Consider the following 17,826-nt stretch of genomic DNA (forward strand, 5'->3'; position numbering starts at 1 on the left):
ATGTCTGATGTCGCTGCTGTAGAGCAATTTGTAAAGAAGTTTAGCGCTTTAAAAACCGAAATATCTAAGGTCATAATTGGTCAGGATCAGGTGGTTGAGGAGATTCTAATTTCAATTTTCTCTGGAGGTCACGCCCTATTAATAGGAGTACCTGGATTAGCGAAAACCTTAATGGTAAATACCATTTCTCAAGCTTTAGGGCTCGATTTTAAGCGTATACAGTTTACACCAGATTTAATGCCTAGCGATATATTAGGAAGCGAAGTGTTAGACGAAAGCCGTCATTTTAAATTTATAAAAGGACCCGTTTTTGCTAATATTATTCTTGCCGACGAGATTAACCGTACACCACCTAAAACCCAAGCCGCTTTGTTAGAAGCGATGCAAGAACGTTCGGTAACGGTTGCGGGACATCATTATAAATTAGATTTACCCTATTTTGTACTTGCCACTCAAAACCCTATTGAGCAGGAGGGGACTTACCCATTGCCAGAAGCACAGTTAGACCGTTTTATGTTTGCTATTCACTTAGATTATCCTTCGTTTAAGGAAGAGGTCGATGTGGTAAAAGCGACGACAACAGATCGAAAAATTACGGTAAATCCCTTGTTTAATGCCAGTGAAATTGTAGAATTTCAAAAACTTATGCGTCGTGTTCCTGTAGCAGATAATGTTATTGAGTATGCGGTTGCCATGGTTGGAAAAACCAGACCAAATTCAGATCAAGCTCCAGAGTTGGTTAAAAATTATATCGACTGGGGTGCTGGGCCACGAGCGTCTCAAAATCTAATTTTAGCGGCAAAAACTCATGCTGTTATTCGTGGTAAATTTTCTCCAGATATAGAAGATGTTCAAGCCGTAGCTTTCGGAATTTTAAGACATCGTATTATACGAAATTATAAAGCAGAAGCAGAAGGCATTTCAGAACAAGATATTATTACAAGTTTGTTTTAAATATTTTCAGGATTATAATAGTATAATATCTGTTTAATATTATGCTTATTGTTTCAAATATTTTGCCGTCTAGGACACACTTTTGGTTGTTTTTTATCTAATATTTTTCATTTTTTAAGCGTGTTGCGCAATCGTTTTATAACATCTTCAAAAAATCTTAAGATATCTTCAATATTTAATTGGTTTTTAAGGTGTAAATTAAGGAATTGTTAAATTTTAATTTAAAAAATTAGCAGAATCATAGAGTGATTAGAAAGGTGGTTGTATTGCAAGCTTTATCTAAAAAAATAGCTTTAATTTTTTTATGTTTGTAGGGTTTTAAAAAGAAGGTTTTTTACACGCAAAACGAATTATAACGATTGCGCTTTGCTGTATTTTGCTTTAGTGCATATTACGCCCTTTGATAAACAAAAATTATGTTTTATAAACTTACTCGTATCTAATATAGACAAAACAATAGTATTTATGACTACTTATAAAGATTACATCAAGGAGATCGAAGCGCGTAAAGCGCAGGGACTTCATCCAAAACCAATTGATGGTGCAGAATTGTTAAGCGAAATCATTACACAAATTAAAGATGTAGATAACGCAAACAGAGAAGATTCTCTTAAGTTTTTCATTTACAACGTCGTACCAGGAACTACTGCTGCAGCCACTGTAAAAGCAAAATTCTTAAAAGCCATTATTTTAGGAGAATCTATCGTAAAAGAAATTACGCCAACATTTGGTTTGGAGTTGTTATCTCATATGAAAGGTGGCCCTTCTGTAGAAGTGCTATTAGACCTTGCATTGGGTAATGATGAATCTATAGCTAAACAAGCTGCTGAAGTTCTTAAAACACAAGTGTTCCTTTACGAAGCAGACACTGAACGTTTAGAAGCCGCTTATAAAAGTGGAAATGCCATTGCTAAAGAACTTCTTGAAAGTTATGCTAAGGCAGAATTTTTTACAAAATTACCAGAAGTAGAAGAAGAAATAGATATCGTAACTTACATTGCAGGAGTTGGAGATATTTCAACCGATTTATTATCGCCAGGTGGTGATGCGCATTCGAGATCGGATAGAGAATTACACGGACAGTGTATTTTCGAACATAATAAGGACATGCAAAACGAGCTTAAAGCGCTTAAAGAACAGCACCCAGATAAGCGTGTGATGTTAGTTGCAGAAAAAGGAACCATGGGAGTGGGATCGTCTAGAATGTCTGGTGTTAATAACGTTGCACTTTGGACAGGTATCCAAGCTAGTCCGTACGTGCCATTTATCAATTTCGCACCAGTTATTGCTGGTACAAACGGAATTTCTCCTATTTTCTTAACTACTGTTGGTGTAACAGGAGGTATCGGAATCGATTTAAAAAACTGGAAGAAACAAGTAGATGCGGCTGGTAATGCCGTTGTAGATGCCAATGGCGATCCTGTATTAGAAGAAGTATATTCTGTAGAGACAGGAACGGTATTAACTATCAATACCAAAGAGAAAAAATTATATAAAGATGGCGAAGCATTAATTGATATTTCTGCGTCTTTAACGCCACAAAAAATGGAATTTATCAAAGCAGGAGGATCGTATGCTGTTGTATTTGGTAAAAAATTACAAACCTTAGCAGCAAAAGTATTAGGTATCAATATGCCTCTTGTTTACGCGCCTTCAAAAGAAATTCATGTTGAAGGACAAGGTTTAACTGCAGTAGAGAAAATTTTCAATAAAAATGCCGTAGGAACACTTACAGATAAAGCCCTACATACAGGCTCTGATGTACGTGTAGAAGTAAATATTGTAGGGTCTCAAGATACTACTGGGTTAATGACATCGCAAGAATTAGAAGCGATGGCAGCAACTATTATTTCACCTATCGTAGATGCAGGTTACCAATCAGGTTGTCATACAGCTTCTGTTTGGGATGATAAGTCTAAAGCGAACATCCCGAAATTAATGAAGTTTATGAACGACTTCGGATTAATTACTGGTCGTGATCCTAAAGGAAACTACCATGCGATGACCGATGTTATTCACAAGGTATTAAACGATCTTACAGTAAGCGATTGGGATATCATTATTGGAGGAGATTCGCATACGCGTATGTCTAAAGGTGTTGCCTTTGGAGCAGATTCAGGAACTGTAGCTTTAGCTTTAGCAACAGGAGAAGCGTCTATGCCAATTCCACAGTCGGTTAAAGTTACCTTTAAAGGACTTATGAGAAGTTATATGGATTTCCGTGATGTGGTGCACGCAACACAACAACAAATGTTGAAGCAATATGGAGGTGAAAACGTATTCCAAGGGCGTGTTATCGAAGTACATATCGGAACTTTAACATCAGACCAAGCGTTTACCTTTACAGATTGGACGGCAGAAATGAAAGCTAAAGCTTCAATTTGTATTTCTGAAGACGACACATTAATCGAATCTTTAGAAATCGCTAGAGATCGTATCCAAATCATGATTAAAAAAGGTATGGATAACGATAATCAAGTATTACAAGGTTTAGTAGATAAAGCGAATAACCGTATTGCAGAAATTAAATCTGGTGCTAAGCCAGCGTTAAGACCTGATGCTAATGCGAAATATTATGCTGAGGTTGTTATCGATTTAGATGAAATTGCTGAGCCAATGATTGCCGATCCAGATGTAAACAACGAAGATGTATCTAAACGTTATACGCACGATACAATTCGTCCGTTATCCTATTACGGCGGAACTAAGCAAGTCGATTTAGGATTTGTAGGATCTTGTATGGTACATAAAGGCGATATGAAGATATTAGCTCAAATGTTGAAAAACATTGAAGCACAACACGGAAAAGTAGAATTTAAAGCACCTTTAGTTGTGGCACCTCCTACATATAATATTGTAGATGAGTTAAAAGCAGAAGGCGATTGGGAAGTATTACAAAAATACTCAGGTTTCGAATTCGATGATAATGCACCAAAAGGGGCAGCCCGTACCAAATACGAAAACATGTTGTATTTAGAGCGTCCAGGTTGTAACTTGTGTATGGGTAACCAAGAAAAGGCAGAACCAGGAGATACAGTAATGGCAACGTCTACACGTTTATTCCAAGGTCGTGTGGTAAAAGATACAGGCGAGAAAAAAGGAGAATCTTTATTGTCTTCTACTCCGGTTGTCGTGTTATCTACTATTTTAGGTCGTACACCTACTATGGAAGAATATGAAGCAGCCGTAGACGGAATTGTGTTAACACGCTTTAAACCATCTCAAAAACAATTAAGCACAGCAGCAGTCTAGATATACTCAGACAATTTAGCAAAGCTTATAATAATAGTTAACCAAGCTCAGTTTCGGACTGAGCTTGGTTTTTTTTTGCTCACGGCATAACAAGATAGATTTTAATTTGATTAAGTATATCGAGTCTAAATAAGTTTAGTTTTAACGTCATGCTAACTAAATTTTCTTTTTTTTCTCTAAATTAGAGGGAATTATATATTAAAAAAGAGACTTATATGGCATTTGATATTGATATGATAAAGAAGGTGTATTCTAACATGGCTAGTCGTGTAGATAAAGCCCGTGAGATAGAAGGAAAACCATTAACATTATCTGAAAAGATTTTATATTCTCATTTATGGGATGAAACCCCAAATAAAGCATTTGTTAGAGGTAAAGATTATGTAGATTTTGCTCCAGACCGTATTGCGTGTCAGGATGCTACTGCACAAATGGCGCTATTGCAATTTATGCAAGCCGGAAAAGATAAAGTCGCTGTACCTACAACGGTGCATTGCGATCACTTAATTCAAGCAAAAGATGGTGCTAAAACCGATTTAAAACACGCTAACGATGTGAGTAGTGAAGTGTTCGATTTTCTAGAATCGGTATCTAATAAATATGGTATCGGATTTTGGAAGCCAGGGGCTGGGATTATTCACCAAGTGGTTTTAGAAAACTATGCCTTTCCAGGAGGAATGATGATTGGTACCGATTCGCATACGGTTAATGCCGGCGGACTTGGTATGGTGGCAATTGGTGTAGGAGGAGCCGATGCTGTAGATGTTATGGCAGGGATGGCATGGGAACTTAAATTTCCTAAATTAATTGGGGTGAAGTTAACAGGAAGCCTTTCGGGGTGGACTGCTCCTAAAGATGTGATTTTAAAGGTTGCCGAAATTCTTACTGTAAAAGGAGGAACAGGAGCTATCGTAGAATATTTTGGCGAAGGTGCAACCTCTATGTCCTGTACAGGAAAAGGTACGATTTGTAATATGGGTGCAGAAATTGGTGCTACAACTTCTACTTTTGGTTACGACGAGTCTATGGAGCGTTACCTACGTGCCACAGAACGTGAAGATGTTGCAGATGCTGCAAATGAAATTAAATCATATTTAACAGCCGATCCAGAAGTGTATGCAAATCCAGAGGAATACTTCGATCAGGTTATTGAAATTAACTTATCGGAATTAACTCCGTTGTTAAATGGTCCGTTTACACCAGATTTATCGACTCGAGCAGGTTCAGAAATGACCGAGAAAGCTACTGCCAACGATTGGCCTTTAAAAGTAGAGTGGGGGCTTATAGGTTCTTGTACGAACTCTTCTTACGAAGATTTATCTCGTGCCTCGTCTATAGCCCAACAAGCTTTAGATAAAAACTTAAAAACGAAAGCAGAATTCGGAATTAATCCAGGTTCTGAAAAAGTAAGATATACGACCGAACGTGATGGCATCCTAGAAATTTTCGAGAAATTAGATGCTAAAATATTCACTAATGCTTGTGGTCCTTGTATTGGGCAATGGGCGCGTTACAGCGATCCTAAAAATGCACCGAAAAACAGTATCATCCATTCCTTCAACAGAAACTTTGCCAAGCGTGCCGATGGGAATCCAAATACCCATGCCTTTGTAGCATCACCAGAATTGGTGGCTGCCATAGCAATTGCTGGACGTTTAGATTTTAATCCGATGACCGATAAGCTGATCAATGAAGATGGAGAAGAAGTGATGTTCGATGAACCAACAGGATGGGAATTACCTCCGAAAGGTTTTGAAGTAAAAGACAACGGATACCTTGCTCCAGAAGCCGATGGTAGTCATGTACAAGTGGTGGTGTCCCCAGAGTCAGAACGCTTACAATTATTAACGCCTTTCGAGCCTATTGGCGATTCGATAACAGGTGCTAAACTACTTATTAAAGCCTTTGGAAAATGTACTACAGACCATATTTCTATGGCCGGACCTTGGTTGCGTTTCCGTGGCCATTTAGATAATATTTCTAATAACTGTTTAATTGGTGCAGTAAATGCCTATAACCAGAAAACAAATTTTGTGAAAAATCAGTTAACTGGCGATTATGGTGGTGTGCCAGATACGGCGAGAGCCTATAAAGCAGCTGGTGTAGAATCTATAGTTGTTGGCGATCATAATTACGGAGAAGGATCTTCTCGTGAACATGCAGCAATGGAGCCAAGACATTTAGGAGTAGTTGCAGTATTAGTAAAATCATTTGCTCGTATTCATGAAACCAACCTTAAAAAACAAGGGATGTTAGGTTTAACTTTTGCTAATGAAGCCGATTACGATCTTATTCAGGAAGATGATACCATCAACTTCTTAGATTTAAACGAATTTGCTCCAGACAAACCTTTACATATCGAGTTTGTACATGCCGATGGTAGCAAAGATGTAATTGCCGCAAACCATACGTATAATGCTGCGCAAATAGCCTGGTATAAAGAAGGTTCTGCCTTAAATTTAATTAAGAAAGAAAACGCGGCCTAAATAAGGAAACGCTTTCTAAATATTTAAACTCCTAAGTTCGCTTAGGAGTTTTTTGATTTTATACGTATCTTTCTCTTTGCTTTTATTTTTTGAAAATGAGAAAGCAATTAATCAAAATTAATATATGAGTGCAATTTGGTTTTTTGAAGATGTAAATCTGTTTAAAGTGCTTTGTCCACACAAATTTGCCGGTTTTAAACAAAACCACAGTTTTGATACGTATGATAAAAAGGATTATATCTATTTTGAACAAGACACCTCAAACAAAGTGTTTGTTATTGAAAAAGGTAAAGTAAAAGTTGGATATTATACGGAAGAAGGACAGGAAGTGGTTAAGGCTATTTTATCTAAAGGAGAATTGTTTGGAGAAAAAGCCATGTTAGGGGAAGAGAAGCGCGAAGAATTTGCGCAAGCTTTAACCGATAACACTGCAATTTGCCCTATAGGTGTCGATACGATGCACGATCTTATGAGACAAAATCAGAATTTTAGTATTAAGATTTATAAATTTATTGGATTTCGATTTAAAAAATTGGAACGCCGTTTAGAGCTGCTTTTATTTAAAGATGCTAAAACAAGACTTTTAGAGTTTTTAGAAGATTTATTTCGGGAATATGGATCAAAAAGTAAAACCTCGTCAGATCGCGTCATAAAACATCCGTACACCCAAGGTGATATCGCATCATTAATAGGAACATCAAGACCTACATTGAATATTCTTTTAAACGAATTAAAGGAAGATCAGCTTATAGATTTTAACCGTAAAGAGATTAGATTGTACTACAAATCAGCATAATGTTAGCTAGCTAACATTTTAGAAATCATAAGATTGTTAATTTGAACTTTAAATTTTAAAAATAAAAATGTTATGATTAAAAAAATGTTATTTGCAAGTTTGGCACTAGCTTTTCTTACAACCTCATGTAACAATGATGATGATAATTCCAGTGAAGTAGATATGTCAGAATTAACTCTAAACCTTGACGGACTCGAGGATTTGGGTGATGATTATGTTTATGAAGGCTGGATTATTGTAGACGGAACACCAATTTCAACCGGTGTATTTTCAAGTGTTACCTTTCCTCAAACTTTCGATGTACGAACTTCAGAATTAGAAGATGCATCTGCTTTTGTGCTTTCAATAGAACCTAAAGTAGATGATGATCCGGCACCAGCAACAACTAAAATATTGTCTGGTGATTTTTCTGGAGATACAGCAAATGTGAATTCAACAGGACTAGTTGGAGATTTTTCAGCGGCATCTGGTGTTTATATTTTAGCGACACCAACCGATATGGATGACACCAACGAAGAAAGCGGTGTTTGGTTTTTAGACAACTCTTCTGGTACACCAGAAACAGGTTTAGAACTTCCGGAATTAAACGGCGGATGGATTTACGAAGGTTGGGCTGTGATTAACGGTGTTCCAGTAAGTACGGGAACGTTTTTAACGGTTTCAGATTTTGATGATAATGCCTTTACATCGCCTTATAAAGGTGATGATGGTGATGGACCAAGTTTTCCTGGAGAAGACTTTTTACAAAATGCGCCAGACGGTTTATCGTTCCCAACAGACTTAAAAGGAGTGACTATTGTGGTTTCGGTAGAACCGGTTCCAGACAATAGCACGGCACCATTTACCTTTAAACCCTTGGCTCATGTGGTCCCTTCAGATGCCATGAATCATACAGTTATTACTATGGGTGAAGGTCCTGTTAGTACTATTTCTGGTTCTGTAAATAGATAAAAACAACTAATTTTGGTAGATTTAAAGCATAATTTCAATACTGAAGTTATGCTTTATTTTTTGCAATGAAACTATCAAAATCGCAACGTAGTAATATCGTGTTTCTTGGATTTATTTTACTATTAATAATTCCGCAAACACGCACACCCATTCAAATCTTTCTTCAAAAAGGATTAGCATTATTTGGTCCGTCTGTTACTCAAAAGGAGAATCAAAAGCAATTAGATTCCTATCACTGGAAATTGGTGGATTTAAACGGTAATTCTTACGATTTTAGAACCGCAGAAGGTAAAGTGGTGTTAATCAATTTCTGGGCTACTTGGTGTCCGCCCTGCATTGCCGAAATGCCTCATTTAGTCGATTTATATAATGATTATCATAACAAGATAGAATTTCTATTCGTTTCGAATGAAGACCAAGCTGTTATTAAAGCATTTTTAAATAAGCATCAATATGATATTCCAGTACATCAATCAAGATCTACAGTTCCTGATCAATTAAACACAACAGGAATTCCAAGAGCACTACTTATTAATAAAGAGGGTAGTATCGTCATAGATAAAACGGGAGCGGCAAATTGGAATAGCGATAGCGTAAGAGAAACTATAAATAGACTAATTTTAGAATAATAGTACTATCCTGTTTCAGGTTAATAATAATTAAATGTTAAAAGGTTTTCTTATTACTAACCGATTGTTTAGTTTTGTCCTGTAGATTAAAATTTATGGCTAGAAAAAAGCAATATATAGAAGAAGAGGTTATCGAAAAAGCCATGCGCTTATTTTGGCGTAATGGTTACGAAAACACGTCTATGCAAATGCTTGAAAAAGAAATGGGCATAAATAAATTCTCTATATATTCTAGTTTTGGTAGTAAACATGGAGTTTTTCTGGAAAGTTTAAAATCATATAAAACAAAAGTAGCCGATATATTTTTAAAGTTTAAAAACGCCTCAAACGGAAGTTCAGATATTAAACAGTTTTTTTACGACTCGGTTGCTATCGGACTATTAGAGGATAATGAAAAAGGGTGTTTGGTAACTAATACCTATCATGAATTTTCGGGAAGTGAAGATGAGGTTGTGAATAAGCAGATGTCGGAATTTGTAGATAACCTTAAAGATATGTTTATAGAAAAACTAAAAATGGACCCAACAAAAGATGAAGCAACCATACTAAAGCAAGCCAATTTTTTAGTGTTAGCTAAACACGGATTGGCGACAGCATCACGAGTAAATAACGAAGAAGAAATAAATGATTACATAGAAATGGTCTTTAAAAATATATAACTATTTTTTTAACCATAATCTAAACAATCGTTTAGAAACATATAAATAATAATACATTAAAACAGATAAATTATGACCACATTGAAAGTACACAATATCGAAACAGCTCCAGAAGGAAGTAAAGCTTTATTAGAAGATTCTTTAAAAACTAACGGCATGATTCCAGGTTTACATGGTGTGTTAGCCGGAGCTCCTAAAACACTTGAAGCTTACCAAACACTGCATAAATTGTTTACAGAATCTTCATTTAATAAAGAAGAATTAACGGTTGTTTGGCAAACTATTAACGTAGAGCATGCATGTCATTATTGTGTTCCTGCCCATACTGCCATAGCAAAAATGATGAAGGTAGATGATGCTATTACAGAAGCTTTACGTAACGAAACTCCTCTTGAAGACGCTAAGTTAGAAGCGTTGCGCACTTTTACTTTGCAAGTAACTCGTAATCGTGGGCATGTCACTCCAGAAGAATTACAAGCCTTTTACGATGCTGGTTATGGTGAACAGCAGGTTTTAGAAATCATTTTAGGATTATCGCAAAAAGTAATTAGTAATTATACGAATCATATTGCAAATACTGCGGTAGATGCGCCGTTCCAGGAATTTGCTTGGGAGAAGAAATAAATATTTTTAAAATAGTAATGTAAGATAAAGACCTTTCGAGAATTCGGAAGGTTTTTTATTTGGTTGAAATGTAGTTTAGATTAAGTAGAAATCCATTTTACAATAAAGGAGGATTTATTGAAAATTATAGTTGGGGTAGGGGAATCTTAATTAAAGTAAAAGCGGTAGTGATGTATACATTATTACCGCTTTTAAATTATCTATTGTATTAAAATTTATAGCACACTTTTTATGGCTTCAACCATTTTTGAAGCTCTAAGCTTTACCTCGTCTTCGGTCCATGATAATTTTATTAAGCATGAAATGTTTCGGCCTATGAAATGATCGGATTGTGTAAATGTTTTTCCTTCTAATTCTTTAAGACCAGATTGTATTTGCTGAGACATAGGGTATAAGGTTTTTACACCTTTTAAATGTTCCCAACGTCTAACATAATGCCAATTATTATCGTAATAATGAAAACTTCCATCAATACCGGCTTCTTTTAAAGCATTCATAGCAGCACGCGTAGTTTCTAAATCAGGTAAAAAGAAGCTTAAAAATGAATAATTTTCCTCTCCACCTTCAGGAATGGTTCTAAAGGTCACTTCAGGAATAGTAGACAAAGCATCTTTTAATACTGTAAAATGTTTTTTCTGAATGGTTATAAAATCATTTAAACGTCTTACTTGTGCTAAACCCACAGCGGCATGAAGCTCAGAAATTCTAAAATTATAGCCTAAAAACGGATGACTTTCCGCTCCACGATCGGTCCCCAAATGGTCGTGACCATGGTCGCTATAATGATCTGCCCAAGTTGCCAAATCATCACTATTGGTTAGTACAGCTCCACCTTCACCGCAAGTAATTGTTTTTACAAAGTCGAATGACAAACACCCAGCATCACCATGAGCACCTACAGGTATTCCTTGATACGTCGCTCCAATGGCTTGGCAGGCATCTTCAATAAGTTTGAGATTATGGGTTTTGCAAATTTCTTTTAATGCACTTAAATGCGCGATCCCACCACACATATGAACAGGCATTATAGCTTTTGTTTTAGGTGTAATGGCAGCTTTAACAGCATCTATATCTAAAGTTAACGTGTCGTCTATATCGACTAATACAGGAATAGCTCCAAGCATCAAGACAGCTTCAAAACTAGCGACAAAGGTAAAGGTTGGTAAAATAACTTCGTCTCCAGCGCCAACACCGGCAATTGCTAAGGCAACCGAAACCGCAGCCGTACCACTAGATACTAATTGCGCATGTTTTACTTGCATTTGTGTTTGCAATTCGGTTTCTAATTCTTTGGCTTTCCAGTGATTATTTCGCATGGCATCAAAACCGTAACGCATTAAAATCCCGCTATCTAGTACATCTTGTACTTCCTTTTGTTCGGCACTTCCAAACAGTTCAAATCCAGGCATGAGGTATATTTAAAATTGAAGGTAAATTTACGATTAAACCAAGTAATATAAAAGGTAACCAAAGAAATATTAAACGTAATTAGGCTGCTTAAATATGAATAATACTATCTGAAACGGATTTTCTTACCTTCTTTAATTCTGCAAACATATCATCTTTAGCACGATAACCTATAGGTAAAACTAAGACCGATTTTAATCCTTTTTCATTTAAGTTTAGAATACGATCATATTCCGAAGGTGTAAACCCCTCCATAGGGCAGGCATCAATACCTTCTATGGCACATACGGTAAGCATATTTCCTAGTGCTAAATAAGCTTGTTTAGTTGCCCAGTTTTCAATTTGAGATTGTTTTTTATTTTCAAAATCGTTGATTAGAAAATTTTTAAAGGGCTGAAGAATGGCCTCTGGCGTATTGCGAACCGCTTGTACACGATTAAAATAATTTTCTACGAATTCGTTGTTAATAGTGGTTTCAATACAAAACACTAAAACATGCGATGCCTGTACAATTTGTTTCTGATCCATGGAGGCTTCTAACAATTCATTTTGTAAGCCTTTATTTTTAATGACCACTAATTTTACGGGTTGTAAACCGTAAGACGTAGCTGTTAGGTTAAATGCTTCTAAAAGCACATCTAATTTTTCTTGATCTATTTCAAGTTCATCATCAAATTTTTTAGTGGCATAACGCCATTTTAATTGTTTTATAATATCCATATGGTGATTTAAAAGGTTCAAAAATAAGACTTGAAACGGACTTTTTTTTATTTAATCTTGAAATATTCTAGGTTAGGGTCATTATGCTTGATAAAATAGAAGAAAAAAAGAGAGGTTCAATTTATTGATTATAAAATCATTATAAAGAGAGTTGAAATTTTTTTAGTTTTTTTTCTGTTTTTTCTTGATAAAACAGAAAAAGGACATTATATTTGCACCCGCAATCAGGGAATACCTGATGAGACGCTCAGGAGAAATGGCAGAGTGGTCGAATGCGGCAGTCTTGAAAACTGTTGAGGGTCACACCTCCGGGGGTTCGAATCCCTCTTTCTCCGCTGAAAGATTATTAAATCTTACTTAAACCCTTTAAAATTAGCGTTTTAGAGGGTTTTTTATTTTTGGTGATATCGTTTAATATTAAATTATATCATAGAAATGGTGCGGTATTCGGTGCGGTTTTTTGAGTATAAAAAAACCGCACCGAATGCTTTGTAACTTACTCATAGTGTTGTGGTTAGTTTGGTTCTGTGTTATTTTTATTATCTTTAATAGCCATCATAAAAACACGCACCTATGCAAAATTCCTTTTCGACACTAATTTACCCCCGTGGATTTGATTCAGATAAAAATGGTTTATCACCTTTATATTTAAGAATTACGGTTAATGGTAAACGTAGTGAATGTAGTATTAAACAAAAAGTAAATTTAGAGAAATGGAATTCATCTTCTGGTAAATTAAGAGGGACTACTCACGAAACAAAACAGCTGAACTCAAAATTATGTAAAATTGAATCCAAAGTAATTCGTATATATGAAAAGCTAAATGAAGATGGGGCAAAAATAAGTTCAGACTTAATAAAAAGTATTTACTTAGGTAAGTCCACAAAAATTAAAATGTTGTTGATTATTTTTGAAGAACATAATGATAAAGTTGAAAATTTAATAGGTAAGGATTTTGCTCCTGGAACTGCAGAAAGATATAAAACGGCAAAAAGCATGTTGAGAATTATATTTTATTAGAATATAAACTAAAAGATATACCGGTTAAAGATGTTGATCATGAATTTATATCTGGTTTTGAATATTATTTAAAGACCAAAAGGAATTGTTCTCATAACACTGCTATAAAATATATTACCAATTTTAAAAAAATCATCAGAATAGCTTTAGCTAATCATTGGATTGAGTATGATCCTTTCTTGAATTGGAAAGCTAAATTAAAGATTGTGGATAGAGAGTTTCTAAGTCAAGAGGAAATTCAAAATATCATATCGAAAGAGTTTTCTGTTCCTAGACTAGACCAAGTAAAAGATATTTTCATTTTCTGTTGTTTTACGGGACTAGCTTATGCCGATATTAAAAAATTAAAAAAGAGTGAAATTGTAATAGGGGCCAATGGAGAATTTTGGATCAATACGAAAAGAGCAAAAACAGATACTCGTAGTAATATTCCTGTGTTATCTATACCATTGTCAATAATTGAAAAATATAAAGAACATCCAGAAATAATAGACAGTCCCATTATACTTCCTGTTTTGAGTAACCAAAAAATGAATGCTTATCTTAAAGAAATTGCAGATATCTGTAAAATTAAAAAGAACCTAACCTTTCATTTGGCTCGCCATACATTTGCAACAACTGTAACTTTAACAAATGGTGTGCCTATCGAATCTGTAAGTAAAATGCTAGGACATAAATCTTTGCGTACTACTCAACATTATGCCAAAATTCTAGATATGAAAGTTGGTGACGATATGAAAAACCTAGCATCAATAATGGGGACGAAATATAACTAGTTCCTATATGAAGGCAGTATCTTACTTACTAAGTGTGTTATTTTTAAAATCTCAGGTTAAACTTTAATCTGAGATTTTTTTGACACAAACCTATAATCTTTGTTATTAGTATTAATTGTTAAAACTTTATATGAATTCCCATAATTCAAAGATATCATCTAGGGATAGAGAGTTAATCATACAATATTGCTGCAATTTAAACTCGTAAAATACTCCCGTAAAAAGACTACGGCATAAAGCCATCCCATACTCCTATGCGGATTTATTCCGTTTCCTTTTAAGCTGAGATTTTATCTTCCGTTTGTGTCTTGCTTAAATATTGTTTAATCTAAAATCTAGAATTATGTATTTAAGTAAATTACAACAAGATGAGATTTTTGTTCCATCGGAAATGAAATCTTTACAGAGTTTGATCCAATTGCCTTCAAGAAGAGGGCTTGAAAATGTTATTATTTCAAATGGCAAGATTGTAAATGTCGTGTCCAATAGTTATGGTCACGTTCCCAATGAAAATTTCTTTAAACGGGCAGAGGCTATGTTAAAGGATGCAAATTTAAAGTATCTAAAGCGTACTATAAACAGGGGGGATAGATCGTTTATTACCGATTTTATTATTGAAGATCGAAAACAATTTTCGGTTAAACATTCAGATGACCTGATCCTACCAATGCTACGATTTAAAAATTCATATGATGGTAGCGAAAAAACATCAGGACATTTTGGGTTTTATAGGAAAGTTTGTGCGAATGGCTTACATGTATCGAAAGCTGAAGTTGAATTTTCTATTAAGCACAGTAAAAATAATACCGAATTAATAATGCCAAGATTGAATTTATTATTCGATAAGTTCTTGGATAATGAGTTCTATAGTATTACAAAGCAATTTGAAATCATGAAGGACTTTAGGATATTAGATACGAAAGCTTTTGTTAAACATATATTAGAACAAACGAAATTGTTTAGATATGAATGCAGTGATAAAAATGACAATCCTTCTAAAAAATCCAGAGAAGTGATTGAGGTTTTAAATTCAGAATCAATTTTGCTAAATGAGCCACCAAATTTATGGTTAGGTTATAATGCATTTAATTCAATATTACATAGAACATTGAAAAAGACATTCTCTCAACAAGAGCGATTGGATAAAAAATTATTTGAAACCATTTTAGATATGGCCTAGAAAAAAGGTTTCTCCAGTACCTTTAAACTGGAGTATTATTTAAGTTTATATAAAAATCCTCTCAGCCCATTCCCACTACATGCTGCGAAAAGCTTCATTTCGGGAAAAGCGCTTCATTAAAAAGTCTTGAACACAACGTTAATCGTTCCGGATTTCATTTCACTTGCTTGCTAATTCCCGAGAAAAATTGGAAAGCAAAAGAACATAAAGTGAGGTTGTTAACTAGTATTGTTTGTTAGAAAACGGAGTTTTTCAACCTTACAGCACAGGCTGCTTGTGGTTGAAGCTATTTGATTTTAATAAACAGAAAATTAATGAACACTATTACCACTTTAAAACAATTTTCGGGGACTATGCTATTCCGGGTATTCAGGAAGAAAAAAATCATTTCAATAAATTATGAAGTAGTCCTATTACGAAAATGTAATCTCAACATGTTTACAAATTACAATTCCATAGAGGCAGTGTTAAACTCTTGCTCTTTTATGGGGGTTTGCAATGGAAAGTTTCGCATACGTTTTCTTTTAATTTTTTTCATGATTTTCATGAATTGTTTGGGATATTGGATCCCTTTTCTATTATTTCTCGCCATAATATAGTTTAATGAAATTCCTCAAATCAGTATTATTTTCTGGATTGGGATAGGATGTAGGGTGGATAAATTTCAAATTTCTTTAAAAATTGCTAAAGGGTTAGTAACAGGTATATGTTAATCTTATAGAGCATATTAATACTCTTCCTTATTAAATTCAAGACTGACACCTGTGTCCTCTAAAATTCGGACTTCCAATAAAATATCTTCCCTAAAAGCCTCATCAGTATGATCTGAAGTTTCTGGATAGTAGTAAAAGGTCTTAAATAATAATAAAACCTCCTCGTGGAGTAGTGCATTTTTAAGCCCATAATATGATTTGATCTCAAAACTTAAAAAATCATAAAAATCTTCATCTTCTTGTTCTATGAAATCTAAGTATTTTTCAGGAAACCCATTAATATTGTAATTTTTAGAAAGACAATAGTCAAAAATCAAAGATGTAATTTCATAATCATAGTTTTCCATTTCCTTTATATCGTCCAATGTTTCCGTATCTGGTATATTTAAAGTTTGTTCTTTATACCATTTAATTTCTTGTAAAGTGTCGGCTATTTCCATTTTTTTGTATTCACTTGTTATGATTGTTGTTATTTTTATTTAAAAAATTAATATAATTATTAAGAAGTCCTCGAATTTGTTCAGCAGCAACGGGATTAGCAGAATGCACATGAAACTCTAGACTGCTTAAATCTAAGCCCGATTTGTAAACCAGCCATTTTGCAGCAGCCAAACCATCCGGTGCAAGTTCTCCGTTTTCATTTAAACCTAAATCATTATCAAAACTGATGAATTCTGGAAGGCCATTTTTAATGATAAATGTTACAAATTCATGATAACTTCTTACAACATCAAATTCTGAAACCATAAATTTAGAATATACCATATCCACCGTTCTTAAATCATCTAGAAACAATTTTTTCATAATTAATAACAAAGTTTACTGAAAAATTCTGAGACAGCTTCTTCGAATATCTCTACGGGAATTCGATGTGCCAAATCATTATACAAATGAATGGAGTACTCAGGGTGAAATGCTATAGTGTTCCCAAGAAATTGTAACGTATCCTTTGGGTCTATAACGTTATCTGCTGTGCCTAAAATAATGTGTTTTAGCACGCTTTTATTATAAGGTAATTCAGGGACATTTTGCAATACAGATCGTTTTGCTAAAGCAGGATTAAAAAGCAAAGCTGGACGTTGCAATGCATTAGAAACATAATACCCGGCAAATCCTCCCATACTACTGCCAATAACAACATTGATATCTATTTCTTTATAACTTGCTATAATTTGTGCTATGCTATCTGGTGTGTTTTCAAAGTCTATCGCAGGCGCATATACGGTACCAAAGGTTTCTAAAATTCCTTTTTTTTGGGTGCTTAAACTACCATTTAAGCCGTGAATGTATAGTATGTTCATAATTTTTTCAATTGTTATAAATAGTGATATAAATATGTTTTACTAGAAAGCTTTCTTGAAGCTAGGCAGTGTTATCCATTTATTTTCTTAATGCTCTGAATGTCATCTCGGAATTGTATTTTTTTCCGTCCTTTTCGAAGAACCATACATTCGAAATCTCCCGAACTTTTGGTAAATCGAGGTCGTCAGTTGTAATTTTTTGTTTGATAATTCTCCGAAATTTTTTGTTTGCGAATCGCTTACATTCCTTTTCTGGTGTTGCAGATGTAATACCGTGAATTTTTGTTTTCTTTATGGATCTACTCATAATTCTATCAAGTAAAGTAATGTTATTCAACAAATGTATATTCTTAGTCCG

General features: G+C 34.5%; 17 protein-coding genes, 1 tRNA gene and 1 pseudogene. 13 read left to right on the forward strand and 6 right to left on the reverse strand.

Translation table 11 applies throughout. The features are described 5' to 3' along the window. From A9D35_RS16115 to A9D35_RS16150, 8 genes are all read left to right on the forward strand, one after another. Positions 1–954, forward strand: coding sequence for an AAA family ATPase (locus tag A9D35_RS16115; protein ID WP_066224919.1), 954 nt, complete (start codon positions 1–3; stop codon positions 952–954). Positions 955–1,419: 465 nt separating this feature from the next. Then, on the forward strand, positions 1,420–4,206 hold the full coding sequence (locus tag A9D35_RS16120; protein ID WP_066224921.1) for a bifunctional aconitate hydratase 2/2-methylisocitrate dehydratase: 2,787 nt from the start codon (positions 1,420–1,422) through the stop codon (positions 4,204–4,206). A gap of 215 nt (positions 4,207–4,421) precedes the next feature. Next, positions 4,422–6,692, forward strand: a complete 2,271-nt coding sequence (locus A9D35_RS16125; RefSeq protein ID WP_066224923.1) for an aconitate hydratase — start codon at positions 4,422–4,424, stop codon at positions 6,690–6,692. A gap of 124 nt (positions 6,693–6,816) precedes the next feature. Next, positions 6,817–7,488: a Crp/Fnr family transcriptional regulator gene (locus A9D35_RS16130; protein WP_066224925.1), complete on the forward strand. Its 672-nt coding sequence runs from the start codon at positions 6,817–6,819 to the stop codon at positions 7,486–7,488. A 72-nt stretch (positions 7,489–7,560) separates the two neighbouring features. Further along, positions 7,561–8,439 carry an anti-sigma factor gene (locus A9D35_RS16135; protein ID WP_066224927.1) on the forward strand — a complete coding sequence of 293 codons (879 nt, stop codon included), beginning with the start codon at positions 7,561–7,563 and terminating at the stop codon, positions 8,437–8,439. 65 nt (positions 8,440–8,504) lie between these two features. Then, the gene (locus A9D35_RS16140; RefSeq protein ID WP_066224929.1) at positions 8,505–9,068 is read left to right on the forward strand and encodes a TlpA family protein disulfide reductase; all 564 of its coding nucleotides are present in this window, start codon (positions 8,505–8,507) and stop codon (positions 9,066–9,068) included. A gap of 95 nt (positions 9,069–9,163) precedes the next feature. After that, a complete protein-coding gene (locus A9D35_RS16145; protein ID WP_066224932.1) occupies positions 9,164–9,727 on the forward strand; it encodes a TetR/AcrR family transcriptional regulator in 564 nt (187 codons plus the stop codon). Positions 9,728–9,799: 72 nt separating this feature from the next. Then, positions 9,800–10,351 carry a carboxymuconolactone decarboxylase family protein gene (locus A9D35_RS16150; RefSeq protein ID WP_066224934.1) on the forward strand — a complete coding sequence of 184 codons (552 nt, stop codon included), beginning with the start codon at positions 9,800–9,802 and terminating at the stop codon, positions 10,349–10,351. 215 nt (positions 10,352–10,566) lie between these two features. On the opposite strand, the gene A9D35_RS16155 is transcribed toward A9D35_RS16150, so the two are convergent. Together A9D35_RS16155 and A9D35_RS16160 are read right to left on the reverse strand one after the other, a co-directional pair. Then, positions 10,567–11,760, reverse strand: coding sequence for a DegT/DnrJ/EryC1/StrS family aminotransferase (locus A9D35_RS16155; RefSeq protein WP_066224935.1), 1,194 nt, complete (start codon positions 11,758–11,760; stop codon positions 10,567–10,569). A gap of 88 nt (positions 11,761–11,848) precedes the next feature. Beyond that, complete coding sequence (locus tag A9D35_RS16160) at positions 11,849–12,478, reverse strand: NAD(P)H-dependent oxidoreductase (protein ID WP_066224937.1); 630 nt, start codon at positions 12,476–12,478, stop codon at positions 11,849–11,851. A gap of 250 nt (positions 12,479–12,728) precedes the next feature. Here A9D35_RS16160 and A9D35_RS16165 point away from each other — a divergent pair. The 5 genes and pseudogenes from A9D35_RS16165 to A9D35_RS16175 all read left to right on the forward strand — a co-directional run bounded on the left by A9D35_RS16165 (position 12,729) and on the right by A9D35_RS16175 (position 15,454). Beyond that, positions 12,729–12,813: transfer RNA gene (locus A9D35_RS16165), tRNA-Ser, on the forward strand. Between the two features lie 238 nt (positions 12,814–13,051). Then, entirely contained in the window at positions 13,052–13,498 is a 447-nt protein-coding gene (locus tag A9D35_RS19730) for an Arm DNA-binding domain-containing protein (protein WP_369692184.1), read from the forward strand. A 17-nt stretch (positions 13,499–13,515) separates the two neighbouring features. Next, positions 13,516–13,629: pseudogene (locus A9D35_RS19735) on the forward strand (phage integrase SAM-like domain-containing protein); the annotation flags it as partial. A gap of 48 nt (positions 13,630–13,677) precedes the next feature. Continuing rightward, the gene (locus tag A9D35_RS19740) at positions 13,678–14,274 is read left to right on the forward strand and encodes a site-specific integrase (RefSeq protein ID WP_369692185.1); all 597 of its coding nucleotides are present in this window, start codon (positions 13,678–13,680) and stop codon (positions 14,272–14,274) included. A 343-nt stretch (positions 14,275–14,617) separates the two neighbouring features. Next, on the forward strand, positions 14,618–15,454 hold the full coding sequence (locus A9D35_RS16175; RefSeq protein WP_066224939.1) for a DUF932 domain-containing protein: 837 nt from the start codon (positions 14,618–14,620) through the stop codon (positions 15,452–15,454). 727 nt (positions 15,455–16,181) lie between these two features. Here the strand turns inward: A9D35_RS16175 and A9D35_RS16180 are convergent. The 4 genes from A9D35_RS16180 to A9D35_RS16195 form a co-directional block, all read right to left on the reverse strand. Continuing rightward, a complete protein-coding gene (locus tag A9D35_RS16180; RefSeq protein WP_066224940.1) occupies positions 16,182–16,607 on the reverse strand; it encodes a hypothetical protein in 426 nt (141 codons plus the stop codon). Positions 16,608–16,617: 10 nt separating this feature from the next. After that, positions 16,618–16,971 (reverse strand): cyclic-phosphate processing receiver domain-containing protein, encoded by a 354-nt coding sequence (locus A9D35_RS16185; RefSeq protein WP_066224942.1) that lies wholly within the window; start codon positions 16,969–16,971, stop codon positions 16,618–16,620. A 2-nt stretch (positions 16,972–16,973) separates the two neighbouring features. Further along, complete coding sequence (locus tag A9D35_RS16190) at positions 16,974–17,468, reverse strand: YqiA/YcfP family alpha/beta fold hydrolase (RefSeq protein ID WP_066224944.1); 495 nt, start codon at positions 17,466–17,468, stop codon at positions 16,974–16,976. Between the two features lie 79 nt (positions 17,469–17,547). Then, a complete protein-coding gene (locus tag A9D35_RS16195; protein ID WP_066226203.1) occupies positions 17,548–17,775 on the reverse strand; it encodes a hypothetical protein in 228 nt (75 codons plus the stop codon). Positions 17,776–17,826 lie beyond the last annotated feature (51 nt).

The organism is Formosa haliotis, assembly GCF_001685485.1.
In the GTDB taxonomy this organism is placed as follows: Bacteria; Bacteroidota; Bacteroidia; order Flavobacteriales; family Flavobacteriaceae; genus Formosa; species Formosa haliotis.